This is a genomic window from Steroidobacter cummioxidans (assembly GCF_003104955.1).
In genome coordinates, this window is record NZ_LSRW01000020.1 from 46,123 (window position 1) to 64,381 (window position 18,259).

An 18,259-nucleotide genomic window follows, 5' to 3' on the forward strand; every position below is an offset into this window, starting at 1 on the left:
GACGACTCGTCAACTTATGGACCGACCGGTCATGCAGCCCCGCCTTCGCGCCCGCTCTCGAATCGATCGACTCAGTTTCCTCGACGAGGACGACAAGTCGTCCAGCCCGTCCTATTTCGAGTGGCGCGAGCAGACCATCCGCACCCAGGCCCATCAGCCGGTGGCGAAGTCGCAGCCGAAGACCAGTTCCCTCGTGCGCCTGTTCCGTCGCTTCGGCTGATCCAGTCGGGCCGTTCGGTTCGAGCGCGCTCGGTCTGCTGATCCCGTAGTCGCCATCGGGGTCTTTGTGAGAACCTGTGCGGATGGACATCCTATCCGCCGTCATCACGTTGTGGCTGATCATGGACCCGCTGGGGAACGTGCCGGTGTTTCTGGCCGTGCTCAAGCGAGTCCCGCCGGAGCGGCGGCGGAAGGTGCTGGTTCGCGAGGTGTTGATTGCGTACGCCGTCCTGATCTTCTTCATGCTGGTCGGCGATCGCGCGCTGACGCTGCTACAGATCAAGCAGGAGACGATCAGCATCGCCGGCGGCATCGTGTTGTTCCTGATCGCGCTCCGCATGATCTTTCCCGAGCCCGGCGGGCATGAGGATTCCGCGCACGACGAGCCGCTGGTGGTGCCGCTCGCGATTCCGTTGATCGCCGGGCCATCCACGTTGGCCGCTCTGCTGCTGCTAAGAGCAACCGCCGAGAGCACGTTTCAACTGTGGTTGGCTACTACGATTGCCTGGTCGGCGACCGCGGCCATTCTGATTGCGGCACCGTTCTTCTATCGAGCGCTCGGCGAGCGCGGCTTGGTTGCCATGGAGCGCCTGATGGGCATGGTGCTGGTGATGATCAGCGTGCAGATGTTCCTGAATGGCGTGGCGACGTTTCTGCACATGGCGTGAGGGTCAGCGTGTGATCGACGCGCTCGCGCCGGAGTTCTAACGAGAGGCTGAAGATGAAGTGGGCGCATTGGCGGCAGGCTGCTCGCGGTCTTGTGCTGTTGCTGGCGATGTTGGTGGGCGGTCTGGCGCAAGCAGAAGGCGAGCGCATCGGATTGGTGTTGGGAGGCGGCGGAGCACGAGGCGCGGCTCATATCGGCGTGCTGAAAGTGCTGGAGCGCGAGCGCATTCCGATTCATGCGATCACCGGCACGAGCGTCGGCTCCATCGTCGGTGGCCTGTATGCGGCCGGTTATTCCCCCGATGAGATCGAGCAAGCCATCGGCTCCATCGACTGGGTCGATATCTTCCACGACGGCACGGCGCGCCGCGAGCGGCCGATGCGCCAGAAGGAAACCGACATCGGCATCGTCGCCAATCTCGAAGTCGGCATCGAGGACGGCGACTTACGATTCCCGACCACGCTGGTGCGCGGACAAAAGCTGGGCCTGTGGCTGCGTCGGATGTTTCTAGGCCGCGGCAAGGTGGAGAGCTTCGACGATCTGCCCATTCCATTTCGTTGTGTCGCCACCGACATCGGCGAGGTGAAGCCGGTTGTATTTCAGTCTGGCGATCTGGCGCTGGCGGTGCGTGCGAGCATGGCCGTGCCGGGTGCGTTCGCGCCGGTAAAGCACGAGGGCCGCGTGCTCGTGGATGGCGGCGTCGTCAATAACATTCCCATCGATGTGGCCCGCGACATGGGCGTCGACCGCGTGATCGTCGTCGACGTGGGTCAGCCGCTGGCGCCGGCGGAGTCGGTGCAGAGTGGCGTGCAGGTGCTGGTGCAAATGGTCGGCGGCATGATGCGCGATCGGACGCAGCAGAGCCTGAGCAAACTGGGCGGCCGCGACGTGTTGTTACGCCCGGACTTGGGCCCATTGACGAGTGCCAGCTTCCAGCAGGCGATCCAAGGGGTCGATGCGGGCGAAAAGGCGGCCATTGCGGCCGTCGAACAGCTGCGCGAGATGTCGGTGTCCGAGGCCGACTACCAGGCCTGGCAAAGCAAGCAACGCGAACCGTATTCGCCACCGACTACGGTGGCATTCATCGATGTAGACACGTCACAAAGCACAACCTCGGAGTTCGTGCGCGATCGGCTCTCGGTGAAGGCGGGCCGCCCGCTGGACTTGAAGGTGCTGGAGAACGACATCGCCGGCTCGTTCGGCCGCGGCACATATGAATCCATCTCCTATCACTTGGAAACCGATGAGGAGGGCAGGTCTGGGCTCAGAGTCGTGCCGGTGGACGCCAGTATCGGCCGCACGTTGTTTCGCGCCGGCTTGCAGATAGACGATGACTTCGCTGGCAACAGCGACTATCAGTTGAACGTAGAAGGTAGGGTGACCAGTCTGACCGAGAAGGGAGGCGAATGGCGCACGCTCGTCGGTTTGGGGCGCGTGGCGTCGTTGGCCACCGATGTGTATCTGCCATTCGCCGAGCGCGGCAATTGGTTCGTCGCCCCGTCCATCGAGTACAGCGCGCTCAATCAGCCGCTGGTCGCGGACGGAGATACGGTTGCTCAGTATCGGCTGACGACGTATGGCGGCGCGTTCAAGATTGGTCGTGACATTGGCGATAGGTTGCAGCTTTCAACGTCGCTGGTACGCAGTCGCGCGCGTGCCGACCTGCAAATTGGCTTACCGGAGTTGGGCGAGCTGAATTCGGAGGATGTGGGCGGCGTGGAGCTTGGCGTGCTCTGGGACAGTCTCGACAACGTGCGTTTCCCGCGTCACGGCATGCGTACCGAGATCACCTATACGATGTTTGATAAGTCGCTCGGCTCCGATCAGGACGGCGATCTGTTGCGAATTGCGCTCGACAAGGCCTATAGCTTCGGGCGTAACACGGTGATGCTCGGTGGCCGGGCGTCGCTGTCGAGCGATGAGACCGGCGCGTTGCAGACGTTCTCCACCCTCGGCGGACTGACATTTCTTTCCGGCCTGAAAGAGCGCGAGTTGATCGGCACCCAGATGCTGTTCCTGCGAGGGATTTACTATCGACGCCTCACCCAGCAGAGTCTGATCTTCGATCTGCCGGTGTACCTGGCGGGCAGTCTCGAAGCGGGCAATACCTGGCTCGACCGACACCAGGTCTCGACCGGCGATCTGATCAAGGCCGGCAGCGTGTTCCTCGGCCTGGACCTGCCGATCGGTCCTTTGCAACTGGGCTACGGGCGTACCTTCGATGGGCGCGATGCGGTGTATCTCAGTTTCGGCTCGCTGGTCTTGCCCAACTATCGCTAGGACCGTTAAGACCGGAGGCGCTGCTCGATGCAAGCTCATGAGATTTTCTGGCGCGGTCTGACGGCCAGCTTCATCGCCGGCATGGGCACGGTGGTAGGCGCGGTCTGGATATTCTTCTTTCGACGCCCGTCGCCGAAGGCGCAGGATGCGCTGCTCAGTGGGGCAGCTGGCGTCATGCTGGCGGCGACCTTTTTCTCGCTGTTGCAGCCGGCACTCGATCATGCCGAAGCGAACATTTCTTCCAAGCCGCTGGGCGTGCTCATCGTCGTGTTCGGGTTGCTCGGTGGCGCGATTGGCCTGTACTTGATACACACGCGCGTGCCGCACGAGCACTTCGTGCTGGGTAAGGAAGGGCCGGACACCCTGCGATTGCAGCGGCTCTGGTTGTTCATCATCGCCATCACTCTGCACAACTTCCCTGAGGGCATGGCGGTCGGTGTCGGTTTCGCCGGGGGCGACATGGCCAAGGCCATGCCGCTGGCGGTGGGCATCGGGTTACAAAACATTCCCGAAGGTCTGGCGGTTGCGGCCGCGATGCTGGCTATCGACTATCCGAAGTCACAAGCGTTTCTGGTGGCGTCGTTGACTGGATTGGTCGAGCCGTTGGGCGGTGCCGTTGGCGCGTCCGCGGTGTGGATCGCCGGGCCGATGATGCCCATCGTGCTCGGCATGGCGGCCGGCGCGATGTTGTTCATCATCAGCGACGAGATCATTCCGGAGACGCATCGCGGCGGCTACGAGGACATCGCTACATTCTCGTTGCTCGGCGGTTTCGCGGTGATGATGTTCCTGGACGCGGTGTTCGCTTGACGCTGGAAGCTTGTCCAGAGGTGAGCTGCATCGTGCGCTCGGTCTAAGCGTCGAAGCGATTTCTGTCGGTGATGAACTGCGTGGACCCCACAATCGTATTTCTACCCATGCAGCAGCATGCTGCCCGACGATAGTGTTCCGCGGTGCATTCACAAGAACAATCCCATTCCGGGTGGTTGGTTCCAGGCGCGATTGCGTTGGCCATTCTGGGTCTCGGTGCGGCAGTGACGGCAGCGTTTGCGCTGTCCATGGATCGGGCGGCACACACGCTCACCTTGAGCATGCTGGACGCTCGTGCCTCTCGCAGCGAGCACGCCATCGAAGATCGAATGATGGCTTGCGAAGCGGTGCTGCGCGCCGGCGCGGGCTTCATCGATAACGCGTGGCCCATCGCCGAACAGCAATGGCGACGTTTCGTGCGCCCGTTGAATCTGGGCGAGGCGCTTTCCGGCGTACAAGGAGTCGGCTTCACCGCGGTGGTCAGCAAGTTGAGCGCCGCGCAGTTGAATGCGTTGCCATCAGGGCTGTGGAGCAATCCAGAGGGGCGCGACGAGCACCCGCAGACCGCGATTGTTTTTCTGGAACCTCAGGACGCGCGAAACCAGCAGGCGCTGGGCTTCGACATGGCAAGCGAAGCCGTGCGCCGTGTCGCCATGGAGCGGGCGCGCGATGGGCGAACGGCGGCGGTCACCGGCAGAGTCACGCTGGTGCAGGAGATCGACTCCACGCCGCAGCCGGGCTTTCTCATGTATGTGCCGGTCTACCAGCGCGATCTGCCCATAGCCACGCTCGAAGAGCGACGCGCAGCGCTGATCGGCTATGTCTATAGCCCGTTTCGAGCCGGCGACTTCATGGAGCGCGTTTTCGAGGGCGATCCGCGCGATGTGGAGTTCGAACTTTATGACGACGATCAGGTGCGCGCCAGTTCGTTGTTGTATCGACGCGCCGCTGACGACGTCGCCGTCACTGAGTCGACGCACGTCGTGCGTCATATCATGGTCGGCGGACGTAGCTGGACGCTGCGCATTGCTGCCACGCCAACAATGATTGGAAACAATCAGCTCGTGCCGGTGTGGATCGTCTGGATCGTCGGCGCGTGCGGCTCGTTGTTGTTGAGCAGTCTGGCGTTTGCGATGGCTCGCAGCCGGCATGTGCTGCGCGAGCGTGCGCTGGCTGACGAGCGATTGCTCGAGCAGGAGCGGGACGCGGCGACGCTTCTGGAGAATTCGCTGGAAGTGTTCGTCGTCATCGACGAGCAGGACCGCATCCTCGAATGGAACAAGCAGGCAGTGCAGACCTTCGGCTGGACCAAGAACGAAGTGCTGGGGCGCCGGCTCGCCGATCTCATCGTGCCGGAGAGCCTGCGTGAAGCTCACATCGATGCGGTCAAGAACTTTCATATTCGCAAGCACACCGTGCTCGGCAGGCGAGTCGAGATGCCAGCGCTGCGCCGTGATGGTACCCAGATCATCGTGGCGATCTCGATCGCGTCTACGCTGCGACGTGGACAAACAGTGTTCTTCGCGTCACTGCGTGATATCACCGCGCGTCGCCAGCAAGAGGAGCAAGTGAAGCAGCTCAACGCCACGCTCGAACACCGAGTCAGTGAGCGCACGCAAGAGCTGGAGACTGCACATCGTCGCTTGGAAGCGGCGTATCGAAATCTCGAAGCGTTTACCCGCAGCGTGTCGCACGATCTGCGTGCGCCACTGCGAGCGATCAAGGGTTACACATCATTGCTCGGCGAAGACCTAGGCCAGCCCGGTTCACCGCAAGTCCAGCGCCACATGGCTGCGATCATGGACACGACACGGCGCATGGACGCCATCATCGACAATCTGCTGAAGCTCGCTTCGATCAGTCAGCGCGAGTTGCAGACTCAGGAGCTGGAGCTCGGCGAGCTGATGCGGCAGGTGGTGGCGGAGGTGAATCCGCAACCGCCGGCGGAAGTGCATGTCGCGCTGGCGTCCGAATGTGTGCGGGCAGATGCGGGCCTGCTCACGCTGGCGTTGCGCAATCTGCTCGCCAATGCCGTGAAGTTCTCACAGACGCGAGCGAATCCGGAGATCTGGGTGGGTGCGACCGATATCGAAGGCGATCGTGCCTATTTCGTGCGCGACAATGGCGTGGGCTTCGATCCCAAATATGCGCCGCGTTTGTTCGGGGCCTTCCAGCGCCTGCACTCCGAGCGCGAGTTCGAAGGCACTGGCCTGGGGCTCACCATCGTGAAATCGGTGATCGAGAAACACGGCGGGCGCGTGTGGGCCGAGTCACGACCTGGCGCGGGCGCGACGTTCTATTTCGTGCTGCCCGAGTGCCCGCCGGCCCTCGCCTGACAGCATTTTCACAGGCCCGTAAAGCTATTAGGGTCGCGGGAAGCCCCATATCGAACTATCATCGCCCCCTGGGAATTGGGAGGGCGGTCGAGACGCGATGACGGATGATGCAACGGAAGCGCGGGAGAAGGACTCCCTGCGGCAACTCACGGAAGTGGTCCGGACGGAATCCAGCGACGGTGCCAGGCTAGTCGCGAATCTTGCGGACAATCCTATTTGTCGGATCACGGTCGATGCGGCAATTCCGTGCGTCGTGCTGGCCTGGGGGCGGTATGCCACCAGCGCGCAGTTTCGCTTCGTCCACGAGAGCGCGCTCCAGTTACTGCGACGGAATGCTTTACACCGGATTCTGGGTGACGACACCGCGCTCGCGATGATTGGGGTCGACGATCAGGCCTGGATCCGTGAGGACTGGATGCCCCGGGCGGCCACCGAGGGCCTGAAAGCGGCGGCCAGCAAGTATCCGAATGGATTTTTCGGCAGGCAGTCGGTCGCGAACATTATGTCGGGAGCGCCGCGGGAAATAGCGGTGCGCTCTTTCGAGAAGCTTGATGAGGCCCGCGCGTGGCTGCAGACCGTGCAGATTTGAAACAATTGTCGCCTGCCTTGCTGACCAAGGCGCTGTTTCGCGCCGTTGAACAGCTCAACCTTACGGAAAATTTACCGTCCTTGTTGCGCGTATCGGCCGATGAGATCGCCAGCTTGCAGGCGGGCGAGCGCGTGCTCGATCCACAGCGTGAGGAATGGCAGGGTGCGCTACAAATCGTTGGTCTGTTCCGGACGATCGTGGAAGTGCTCGGATCGGTAGATCGCGCCAAAGCGTGGCTCGGTACGTCGAATGAAACATTGGGCGGCCGGCCCGTGGATCTGCTCGGCACGCCGGATGCTGAGCGCGTACATCGCTATCTCAATTCGGTGCGCAAACACGAGTTGCGCATGCCGCCCGCGGTTCGGCGCGAGCACTAAAGCGTAAATCGATAGCCCACGCCGTAGATCGATTCGATCAGCTCATCGCCGGGATTCGCCTGTTGCAACTTGCGGCGTAAGTTTTTGACGTGGCTGTCGACGGTGCGATCGGTCACCACGCGATGGTCCTCATATAACGTGTTCAGCAGCTGCTGACGCGAGAACACGCGGCCCGGCGCCGCCGACAGCGCCTTCAACAGCCGGAATTCCACCGGTGTGAGATCGAGCATCTGGCCATTGAGCGTGGCTTTGAATTGCGCTTCATCGATGCTCAGCTTGGAGTCGACCTGAGCCTGCACCTGCTGCGGGCTTCGGCGCAGAATAGCTTTCACTCGCGCGACTACTTCGCGAGGGCTGAACGGTTTGCAGATGTAATCGTCCGCGCCCAGCTCCAGACCCAACAGTCGATCGATCTCTTCGACCCGCGCCGTCACCATCACGATGGGAATGTTGCTGAAGGCGCGCACGTCCTTGCACACCTCCAGGCCGTCACGGCCCGGCAGCATCAGGTCGAGCAGCATTAAATCGAAATGCGCCGACTTGAGCGCCGGCACGACTTCGCGGCCATCACCGATCATCTGCGTGTGATAGCCGGCGGATGTGAGATAGTCCGCGAGCAGCTGCGCGAGCTTGGGCTCGTCCTCGACGATGAGAATTCGGATCTGAGGGGCGCCGTCGCTCATATCACACCTTCAACGTACGCTGCTGCGGCAGGCGAATGCCGATCAGCAAACCGCCCAGAGGAGCAGCAGTGGCCGTGATCGTGCCGCCGTGGGCGTGGACGATGTTGGCACAGATGGCCAGGCCCAACCCCGCGCCGCCGTGCGAGCGATTTCGAGAAGCCTCCGCACGCACGAATCTTTCGAAGACGCGAGGCAGGATGTCGGCCGGCACGCCGGGCCCGGAGTCTGCGACTTCAATGAGCACTTCGCCGTCGATGTTCCGACAGGCTACCTGCACGGTGCCATCGGTTTGCGTGTAACGCGCGCAGTTCTCGATCAGGTTGTTGAACAGTTGTTGTAGTCGTCCTTCGTCGCCGTTGACGATGACGGGCGCATCGATCTGCGTCTCCACTTTGAGTCCGCGCTCTGCCAGCCGTTGCTGGAACGCCGCGAGCGTGGACTGCAGAACCTCGGCGATATCCACGTCGGCCATGCGATAGCTCAGCGCTCCGATGTCCGACAGCGACAGATCGTAGAGATCGCTGACCAGCTTGCTGAGCGTTGCAACTTCCGATTGCAACGACGCCAGCGTCTCTGGCGTCATGGTACGTACGCCGTCTTCGATGGCCTCGAGCTCGCCTTTGAGCACGGACAGTGGTGTGCGCAGCTCGTGCGACACATCCGCCATAAACGAGCGCCGCAGCTGCTCGTTATGTGCCAGCGCCTGCGCGAGGCGGTTGAAATCTTCCGACAGGCCGCCGATTTCATCTTTCGATGTCACCGGAATACGAACGGTGTAGTCGCCACTGGCGAGATTGTGGGTGGCCGAGGCGATTCGTGTGAGCGGCGTTACCAGCAATCGCGACAACCACCATGCGGCGAGTGCCGCAAGCAGCACCGTGCCGAGTCCGATCAACCAGTTCTGCTTGAGCTGACGCTGCTGAAATCGCACGTCGGCGGTGGCTGTCGCTTGCTGGTAGGGCACGAGTGCCAGCCAGCCCACGGTCTTGCCATCGGCATTGATTGGCCGCATCGGCACGCCAGGCGTGAGGTCACGATTGCCGATGACGACCTCTTTGTCCGCATCGAGTAAGGTCATGCGCAACTGCACGGCCGCGAAGTCCACTTCAGAGAATTGCGGCGGGCCGTCGCGCCGGACACGAGTGTCGAGCAGGCGATACCAGGCGCGGGGATTGTGATACAGGAACTCCCAGCTGCCCTCGCTCTCGTACGCCTCGGCCAAGCGGGGAATCACTGATTCGACATAGGCCGTGCTCTGGTCGTTGAGATAGCCGATGAAGCCGCGCGTAAAGCTGATACGCGCGGATAGCCCCATGGCCGTCACGGTCGCGATGCTGATCGCGACCAGGACCAGGAACAGCTTGGTCGAGATACTCCATTTCATGGCCACCATTAACGCCCGCCGGGCGCACTTGGGGCAAGACTGGGGCGCTGACTCCATAAAGTCTTCAATTTTCCTCCACGTTTGGCTCCCATCCTCGACCCATGCAAAACACGCATGACGGAGTCTCGACCATGCAGGCGGGGAAATTCAGTGGCTGGCGCAAGCTGGGGCTGGCGACGGTGCTGGGGGCAGCGGTGGTGGCGGGAGCCTGCCACTACATCGGCAATGCCGATGCCAAAGGCATGAAAACGGTGACCGTGACCCGGGGCGACCTGCAGAGGAGCATCACCGCGGTCGGCTCGATCGAGCCCAAGGACTATGTCGACGTGGGCACTCAGGTGTCCGGCCGGGTCATGAAGATCCATGTGGCGATCGGCGACCGCGTGGCCAAAGGCGATCTGATCGCCGAGATCGATCCGACCGTGTACGAGTCGACGGTCCGTAAAGATCGCGCCACGCTCGAGAATCTCAAGGCGCAGCTGGACCAGCAGTTGGCCGAATCGGCGCTGGCAACGATCGAGCTGAAGCGCAATCAGGAAATGCGTGCCGCCGATGCGATCAGTCAGACCACCGTGGATCAGTCCGTCGCGCAGGCCAAAGTCGCCGCCGCGACGGTCGCTGCGACGCGCGCTCAAATCAAGGCCGCAGAAGCAACGCTCGAGGGTGACCTCGCCAATCTCGGGTTCACCAAGATCTATGCACCGCTGGACGGCACGGTCGCATCGCAGACCACGCTCCAAGGCCAGACCGTGAATGCCGCACAGTCTGCACCGGTCATCGTGCAAGTCGCGAACATGGATGTGATGACTGTGTGGGCGCAGGTGGCAGAGGCCGATGTAAGTCGCATCACCGTCGGCATGCCGGCGACGTTCACGACGCTCGGCATGCCGGAGAAGAAGTGGCACGGCAATGTACGTGCTGTGTATCCGACGCCGGTCGTCGAGAACGACGTGGTGCTCTACAACGTGCTCATCGATGTCGACAACCGCGAGAAGTTGCTGTTGCCGCAGATGACCGTGCAGGTGTTCTTCACTTTGGGTGAAGCGAAGGATGTGCCGCTGGCGCCGATCAACGCTCTGCAGGCGCAGCGTGAGGCGGGCGCGGGTGCTTATAAAGCGAAGGTGCTCACCAAGGACGGTGTGGTCGAGCGCGACGTGCAGGTTGGTCTCACCAGTCGTTCGATGGCGCAGATCGTCTCTGGTTTGTCGCCGGGTGATCAGCTGGTTGTCGCGGCTGCGGCGCCGGCCGGTGGCGGTGCGCAGGGTGGTGGCCCGGGTCGACAGATGGGCCCGCGCCTCTAAGCCGCTGCGCATGACACATCGGGAGAATTCGATGGACGCCAACACACCGTTGATTCGAGTCGTCGACGCAAGTCGCGTCTATGTCAGCGGCGACTCGGAGATCCGTGCGCTCGATCATGCATCGCTGGAAATCCGGCGCGGCGAGTTCGTGGCCATCATGGGGCAGTCCGGCTCCGGCAAGTCCACGCTGATGAATATCCTCGGCTGTCTGGATCGGCCCAACGAAGGTCGCTACGAAGTCAACGGCGTCGATGTGGGCAGCTTGACGCCTGACGAGCTGGCGGCGCTGCGTCGTGACACGTTCGGCTTTGTGTTCCAACGTTACAACTTGCTTGCGACAGTGAGTGCGGCCGAGAACGTCGAGTTGCCCGCGATCTATGCCGGTGTGCCACAGGATGCACGTCGACAGCGTGCCCGCAGCTTGCTCGCAAAGCTGGGTTTGGGTGAGCGCACGGATCACCGGCCCAATCAGTTGTCCGGCGGTCAGCAACAGCGCGTGTCGATCGCTCGTGCGCTGATGAATGATGCGGAAGTCATTCTCGCGGATGAGCCGACCGGCGCGCTCGATAGCCGCAGCGGTGCCGAAGTGATGGCACTGCTCAAGCAGCTGCATTCGGAAGGCCGCACGATCATTTTGATCACGCATGATGCAACCGTGGCCGAGCACGCCGAGCGCATCCTGCACATCAAGGACGGCCGGATCGTCGATGATTCGGGCGTCAAGCGCGCCATTGCAGGCGGCAAACCTCAGCGCGCTTCGATCGCGGCTCAGGCCAAGTGGTTCGACGATCTGGAAGAGGCCATGAAGATGGCCATGCGATCGCTTCGCGCCAACAAGTTCCGCAGCGCTTTGACGCTGCTCGGCGTGATGATTGGCGTTGCGGCGGTCGTGACCATGCTCGCGATCGGCAACGGCAGCAAGGAAGCCGTAATGAAACAAATCTCAGCCATGGGCAGCAACCTGTTGCTCGTGTTTCCTGGCGCGCCGGGGACGCGGCCGTCCGGTGATATCGCCACGCTGGTGCCGGCGGACGCGCAAGCGATCTCCGAGTTGGACAATGTCGTCGCTGTGTCGCCGGAACGAAGGACGCGCGCCACGCTGCGCATGGGCTCGATCGATTATCAGAGCAACATCACTGGCGTATGGCCGACGTACCAAGTGACGCAGAACTGGCCGATGGCGAACGGCACATTCATCACGGATGACGATGTTCGCAGCTATGCCACCGTGATCGTGCTCGGCAAGACGATTGCGAACAACTTGTTCCCAAACGATGAGGATCCGGTGGGGCAGTTCGTGCTGGTGGCGAACACGCCGTTCGAAGTCATCGGTGTGCTGTCCACCAAGGGCGCGAACTCGTTCGGCTCCGACATGGACGACGCCGCGTTCGTGCCGCTGTCGACCGGCTTCAGCAGGCTGTTCGGTCAGCAATACCTCGCCTCGGTCAACGTGAAGCTGGCGGCAGACGAGAAGACTGCCCAGACCCAGGAGGAGATCCGGCAGTTGCTGATTTCGCGGCATCACCTCGAGGACTTCCAGATTCGCAGCACCAGCTCGTTCATGGCAGCGGCCGCGTCGACTCAGAACACGCTGACGTTGTTGCTCGGTTGTGTGGCGGCGATCTCGCTGATCGTCGGTGGCATCGGCGTGATGAACATCATGCTGGTGAGCGTGACGGAGCGGACTCGCGAGATCGGGGTGCGCATGGCGACTGGCGCGCGGGCGAGCAACATCCTGCTGCAGTTCAACACCGAGGCGCTCGTGGTGTGCGGTATCGGTGGATTGATCGGAGTGGCACTCGGCTTCACCGCGGGATTCATTGCGCGGACGCTGGGAACGAACGTTGCCTTCACGCCGACGCCCGCGTTGTTAGCGCTGGCGTCGGCGCTGCTGACTGGCGTGCTGTTCGGCTATCTGCCAGCGCGCAAGGCAGCCTACATGGATCCCGTCGTCGCCCTGGCCTCGGAGTAATCAATATGAACATGCGGACTTCTATGAAGCGGGCCCTGGCGGTCGCCGTGCTCGGCGTTCTCGCGGGCTGCGGCCTCACGCCGCGGTATGAGCGACCGAGCGCCGATCTGCCTGAGTCCTGGGTGGCTCAGAAGGTCGCGGCGAGCAGCGATTCACCGACCGAGTGGAATGATCTGTTCAAGGATGCCGAGCTGGAGCGGCTCATGGCCGAGGCGTTGGCTGCGAATCATGATCTCGCGGCCGCGGCGATCCGCATCGAGCAGGCGAAGGCGACGGCGAGAGTGGCCAGCAGCCGCCTGATGCCGTACGGGACGATGACGGTTGGCGGCTCACGGCAGAAGGACTTGAATGGCGCGGGCTCGCTTGCGTCGTCGGATGATTCGCGAGTGTCGGTGAACTATGAAGTGGATCTCTGGGGAGCGAACCGCGCCAACGTGCAGGCAGCGGCCGCTCGCGTCGCGGCTCGCGAATATGACATGAAGTCGACGCGCCTCGTCTTGCAGGCCGACGTGGCTTCCTACTATTTCCAGACGCTCGCGTTGAAAGATCGGCTCGCCATCGCCCAGAAGAATCTCGATGCGGCGCGCTCGCTGATGTCGCTCGTCCAAGTTCGTTACGACAAAGGCGCAGCGAGTGGGCTGGATGTCGCTCAACAGCGCACCGCCTTGCTGGGCATCGAGGCCGAAGTGCCTCAGTTGCAGCAGAGCCTGACAGAAACACAAAGCGCGTTGGCGTTGCTGCTCGGTCGCGTGCCGCAGGATTTCACGGTGCGCACTGAATCGCTCGCTGATACGCAACTGCCGGCGATCGCGGCAGGCCAGCCCGGCGATCTGCTGCAACGTCGGCCCGATGTCCGCGCGGCCGAAGCAGGTCTCGTCGCCGCGAATGCCGACATCGGTGTGGCGCGTGCGGCGCTCTATCCGAGCATGGAGCTGAGCGCGACGGGTGTTGTGACCAACTGGCTGACCGGCGGCTCGGCGACAGTCGCCGCGCTTGCGACGTCACTTTCGCAAAGGTTGTTCGATGGCGGTGAGCTTCGCGGTCAGGTGCAGCTGGCAGATGCGACACGCCGCGAGCTCGTCGAAACTTATTTGCAAACGGTGTTGGTCAGCGTCAAGGAAGTGAATGACAGCTTGAGTGCGGTCTCGACCGCCGATCAGCGCACGGCATTGCTGACGCGGACGGTCGAGCAGGCACAGCTGGCGCTGCGACTCGCGACAACGCGCTATCAGGCAGGCTCAGAGGATCTGTTGACCGTGCTCGAAAGTCAGACGTCACAACTCAACGCGGAGGATTCGCTGGTGCAAGCGAAGCTCGCGCGGGTGAACGCTTCGATCACGTTGTTCAAGGCGCTCGGTGGTGGGTGGGAGGCGTCTTGACGGGCATTGATTGAAAAGTGACAGGATCACGGCAGTAGGAGCTTGGCGCTTCAGCGATCCTCATCCTCTCCCTGATTGACGCCGCAACCAAAAAAAAATTCTTTTTATTTTTTTTTGCGCGACACAGACAATCGAATCGCTCACGGATGAGGCTGCGCAAGGGGCCGCACGATGTGAGGGAATGGGAGGGCATCGTGCTGACGTGTTTATCCTTTTCGGTCTCGTTCGATCGAATCGCGCGCTTCAAGTTGATCCTAGCTTGCCTGAGCGTTATAGGGATATCTTCGCTAGTCGCCGCGCAAGCCGCCGCACAGACCTTCTACGAGTGGCAAGTTAGCGCGGGCAGCTATCCGAAGTGGTACGACAGCCCTAATGAGGCGGCAGATGCGTATGCGGCGTGGTATTGCGCCCAGCCGGCGGCTCAAGGGCAGTATGCTGACTGCACGCCTGACTATGTAAATCTGAGCGCAAGTGGCTTTCCCGCGTACCACACTAGACTAAAGATGCGCAGGGTTAGCGACGGCGGCACGATGTACACCGGCATCGCTGGGATCGGTTCACGGATCGATCCAGTGCAACCCGGTGAGGACAAGCAAAACTGTTGCCCTGTCTCGAACTCGCAAGGTGGTGCGATGTTCGGCAATCCAATCAACGCTGGAAATGGTAACAAATCGCAGATCGAATCAGACTATAGCGCCACTGGTGGTTTGCAGTTGCAGAGAGCGTACAACAGCAAAGCGACGGTGTCGGGGGCATTCGGCTCAAGATGGCGTCACACCTTTGAACGCGCGGTTGAGTATCGACTGATTGGACTTAGCACATACATCGCACGCGTGATTAGGCCGAACGGGCGGATCTTCACATTCACACCATCAGGCACTGGCTGGCAATCCGAGCCAGATGTCGCCGCCACGTTGTCATGGGCCAGCACCTCCTCAGGCCTGCCTCAATCATGGACGTTTATCGACTCGGACATCACAGAGACCTACGATGCAGCGGGTCGGTTGACTTTGATCGAACTGCGAACGGGCTATGCCCAGTCACTAACGTATGATGGCCAGGGGCGTCTGGCGACGGTCACCGACTCCTTCGGTCGCCAGTTGCAGTTTGGCTACGACTCGCAGAATCGTATTACTTCAGTCAATGCGCCCGGTTCTACCACTTATGGGTACAGCTACGCCTCTAGCGGTATGCTGGCTTCAGTAACCTACCCCGACAGCACTGAGCGCCAGTACCTCTACAATGAGTCGGTTAATACATCGGGCGCGATTCTACCTTGGGCGTTAACCGGCATCATCGATGAGTCTCTCAATCGATTAGCCACGTTCAAGTACAACTCAGCCGGAAGAGCGATTCTGACTGAACACGCTGGTGGAGCGAACCGCGTTTCGATCGCCTATAACAGCAACGACACGACGACTGTGACGAGTGCTCTAGGTAACGCACAGACATATTCATTCCAGTCACTTTTTGGGATCCGTAAGGCTACGAGCATCACTGGGGTTCCGAGCCTGCTCGCGGGCCAGTATGCGAGCTACAGCTACGACCCCGCGGGAAACATGAATTCAAGGACGGATGCCCTCGGAAATAAAACGAGCTTCGTGTACGACACCGAACGGAGTCTCGAAATTTCGCGGACAGAAGCAGTTGGGACATTGCGTGAGCGCACGATCACGACTGAATGGAACTCAGCGTATCGGTTACCAACGCGGATCGATGAGCCGAACAAGCGGACCACATACGTTCATGATGCAAGCGGCAACGTTCTATCGCGCACCACTACCGACTTGGGTTCGACGCCAAATCTTTCACGAACATGGAGCTTCACGTATGACACTTTCGGCAGAGTATTGAGCGAGGATGGGCCGCGCTCGGACGTTTCAGATGTGACGACCTACACGTACTACAGCTGCGCTACAGGCTATCACTGTGGTCAGCTTCATACTGCCACCAATGCTGCCGGCCATGTCACCACCTACAGCACCTATAACGCACACGGCCAGCCGCTGACGATCACCGATCCGAATGACGTCGTGACGACGTTGACATATGATCTGCGCCAGCGACTGACCTCGCGCACCGTTGGCACCGAAGTCACGACATTTGAGTACTGGCCGACTGGTCTGTTGAAGAAGGCTACACAGCCCGACGGCAGCTTGCTCGAATACACGTACGATGCCGCGCATCGCCTGACCGGTATCAACGATTCCGAAGGCAACCGCATCGAGTACACGCTCGATGCCATGGGCAACCGCACGGCGGAGAATCTCTACGATCCGACCAATGCACTCACTCGGACCCAGACGAGGGTGTTCAACACTCTAAATCAACTGTGGAAGGAGATCGGTGCCGCCGGCACGACGAATGTCACCACCACGTACGGTTACGACAACAACGGCAATCAAACCAGTGTTGACGCACCGCTGGGTCGGAACACGGGCCAAGGCTACGATGAGCTGAACCGGCTGACGCAAATCACCGATCCGCTCTCGGGGCTCACGCAGTATGGCTACAACGCACTCGATCAGTTGATCGCGGTCACGGATCCGCGCAATCTGACGACCGCGTACACGTATAACGCGCTGGGCGACCTCAAGCAGCAGACCAGTCCCGACACGGGCATCACGACCAACACCTATGACTCCGGCGGCAACCTCGCTACGAGCACCGACGCGCGCGGTGCCGTCTCGACGTACACGTACGATGCGCTGAATCGCGTCGCGACGGCCTCATTTGCGACGGGCGCCAATGTCGATCCGACCCTCACCTATACCTACGATACGGGGACGCATGGCAACGGTCGCTTGACCGGCGTTGCTGACAGCAATCATGCGCTCTCGTGGACCTACGATGCGCAAGGTCGGGTGGTAACGGCGGGGCAGGCCGTCGGGTCGGTCAGCAAGACCACCAGCTACTCGTACGCTAACGGCTTGCGCCAGAGCATGACGACGCCCTCGGGCCAAGTGGTCACCTACGGGTACACGAACGGCAAAATCACCAGCGTCAGCGTGAACGGCACGCTGCTGGTGTCAGGCATTCTGTACGAGCCCTTCGGCCCCGTGCGGCAATGGACCTGGGCCAACGGCGCCCTGGCGGTGCGTACGTTCGATCAAGACGGCAAGGTGACGCAGATCGACAGCGAAGTCTTGAAGGCCTATAGCTACGACGATGCGTTTCGCATCACGGGCATCGCCGACGCAAGCAACGCAGCGTTGAGCTGGACGTACGGTTACGACGATCTCGACCGGCTCACCAGCGCGTCGAACACCGGCACCACGCTCGGCTACACCTACGATGTCAATGGCAACCGTTTGACGCAGACGGGGACCGCTGCGTCGACGTTCACCATGGCTGCCAACAGCAATCGCCTATTGAGCACGTCCGGTGCGCTCACGCGCACCTATGGCTACGACAATGCCGGCAACACCACGAGCTTCACCGGGCTGACCTTCACCTACAACAACCGGGGGCGGATGAGTTCCTCCACCAAGAGCGGCGTGACCACGAGCTACATCTATAATGCGCTCGGGCAGCTGATCAAGAAGGGCACGAACACCCTCTATTACTATGACGAGGCCGGCCACGTTCTTGGCACCTACACTGGCAGCGGCGCGTTGGTCGAGGAGATCGTTTGGCTGGGGGATATTCCGATCATCTCGCTGCGACCCAAGGTCGGCGGCGGGATCAACATCTACAACATCCACACCGATCACCTGAACACGCCGCGATTGATTACGGGGTCAGTCAATCCGGGCATTCGCTGGCGCTGGGATGCCGAGCCATTTGGCGGCGGCACGGTGAACAACAACCCGTCGGGCGCGGGCGTGTTCGATTTCCATCTGCGATTCCCGGGGCAGATTTACGTGGCGGAGACGGGACTGAATTACAACTACTTCAGGGACTATGACCCGAGTACGGGGAGGTATGCGCAGAGTGATCCGATCGGTCTAGGTGGAGGACTGAATGTCTATGGGTACGTGAATGGAAATCCGGTTTCATTCTTAGACCCACAAGGCTTGGAGCTATTTCTTCCGAATCCGGGCCGTAACACCGTAATTTGCGATGGAAATGGATCTATGGTTAGTCAGCTTCAGCCGATGAGTCCGCTCAAATTGAGAAAGTGCGTTCAGCGAATTTTGCAATGATGCGGCATGAGCTGACTCACATAGATCAGATTATTCGTTCCGGCAGAGGGCGCGTTTGCCGGGGGGCGGCTCGTGGCATGAGAGTCGCGATGCCCGAAACGGATCGCGGCCCAATGG

The 18,259-nt window shown here is 61.2% G+C and carries 13 protein-coding genes; 11 read left to right on the plus strand and 2 right to left on the minus strand.

The genetic code is table 11. The annotated features are described in order from the left end of the window. The first annotated feature begins 31 nt into the window (after positions 1-31). The 7 genes from D0550_RS12665 to D0550_RS12695 all read left to right on the plus strand — a co-directional run bounded on the left by D0550_RS12665 (position 32) and on the right by D0550_RS12695 (position 7,278). On the plus strand, positions 32-220 hold the full coding sequence (locus D0550_RS12665) for a hypothetical protein (protein ID WP_153067139.1): 189 nt from the start codon (positions 32-34) through the stop codon (positions 218-220). Between the two features lie 82 nt (positions 221-302). Continuing rightward, positions 303-887 carry a YhgN family NAAT transporter gene (locus D0550_RS12670; protein WP_116809556.1) on the plus strand — a complete coding sequence of 195 codons (585 nt, stop codon included), beginning with the start codon at positions 303-305 and terminating at the stop codon, positions 885-887. A 53-nt stretch (positions 888-940) separates the two neighbouring features. Beyond that, a complete protein-coding gene (locus D0550_RS12675; protein WP_116809557.1) occupies positions 941-3,166 on the plus strand; it encodes a patatin-like phospholipase family protein in 2,226 nt (741 codons plus the stop codon). A 27-nt stretch (positions 3,167-3,193) separates the two neighbouring features. Continuing rightward, the gene (locus D0550_RS12680; protein ID WP_206606242.1) at positions 3,194-3,976 is read left to right on the plus strand and encodes a ZIP family metal transporter; all 783 of its coding nucleotides are present in this window, start codon (positions 3,194-3,196) and stop codon (positions 3,974-3,976) included. A 197-nt stretch (positions 3,977-4,173) separates the two neighbouring features. Beyond that, positions 4,174-6,312 (plus strand): CHASE domain-containing protein, encoded by a 2,139-nt coding sequence (locus D0550_RS12685; RefSeq protein ID WP_116809558.1) that lies wholly within the window; start codon positions 4,174-4,176, stop codon positions 6,310-6,312. 97 nt (positions 6,313-6,409) lie between these two features. After that, complete coding sequence (locus tag D0550_RS12690; protein WP_116809559.1) at positions 6,410-6,901, plus strand: hypothetical protein; 492 nt, start codon at positions 6,410-6,412, stop codon at positions 6,899-6,901. After that, positions 6,877-7,278: an MbcA/ParS/Xre antitoxin family protein gene (locus tag D0550_RS12695; protein WP_116809560.1), complete on the plus strand. Its 402-nt coding sequence runs from the start codon at positions 6,877-6,879 to the stop codon at positions 7,276-7,278. Before D0550_RS12690 ends, D0550_RS12695 begins: the two co-directional genes overlap by 25 nt. Here D0550_RS12695 and D0550_RS12700 read toward each other — a convergent pair. Both D0550_RS12700 and D0550_RS12705 read right to left on the minus strand, forming a co-directional pair. Continuing rightward, positions 7,275-7,961 carry a response regulator gene (locus D0550_RS12700; RefSeq protein WP_116809561.1) on the minus strand — a complete coding sequence of 229 codons (687 nt, stop codon included), beginning with the start codon at positions 7,959-7,961 and terminating at the stop codon, positions 7,275-7,277. The two genes, D0550_RS12695 and D0550_RS12700, sit on opposite strands and share 4 nt — an antisense overlap. Position 7,962: 1 nt before the next feature. Further along, complete coding sequence (locus tag D0550_RS12705) at positions 7,963-9,345, minus strand: ATP-binding protein (protein WP_116809573.1); 1,383 nt, start codon at positions 9,343-9,345, stop codon at positions 7,963-7,965. A 131-nt stretch (positions 9,346-9,476) separates the two neighbouring features. On the opposite strand from D0550_RS12705, the gene D0550_RS12710 reads away from it, so the two are divergent. The 4 genes from D0550_RS12710 to D0550_RS12725 all read left to right on the plus strand — a co-directional run bounded on the left by D0550_RS12710 (position 9,477) and on the right by D0550_RS12725 (position 18,142). Continuing rightward, entirely contained in the window at positions 9,477-10,646 is a 1,170-nt protein-coding gene (locus tag D0550_RS12710; RefSeq protein ID WP_161965796.1) for an efflux RND transporter periplasmic adaptor subunit, read from the plus strand. Between the two features lie 31 nt (positions 10,647-10,677). Next, a complete protein-coding gene (locus tag D0550_RS12715; RefSeq protein WP_206606243.1) occupies positions 10,678-12,618 on the plus strand; it encodes a MacB family efflux pump subunit in 1,941 nt (646 codons plus the stop codon). A gap of 23 nt (positions 12,619-12,641) precedes the next feature. After that, positions 12,642-13,997, plus strand: a complete 1,356-nt coding sequence (locus D0550_RS12720) for an efflux transporter outer membrane subunit (RefSeq protein WP_161965797.1) — start codon at positions 12,642-12,644, stop codon at positions 13,995-13,997. Between the two features lie 146 nt (positions 13,998-14,143). Continuing rightward, positions 14,144-18,142: an RHS repeat-associated core domain-containing protein gene (locus D0550_RS12725; RefSeq protein ID WP_116809564.1), complete on the plus strand. Its 3,999-nt coding sequence runs from the start codon at positions 14,144-14,146 to the stop codon at positions 18,140-18,142. Positions 18,143-18,259: the final 117 nt, after the last annotated feature.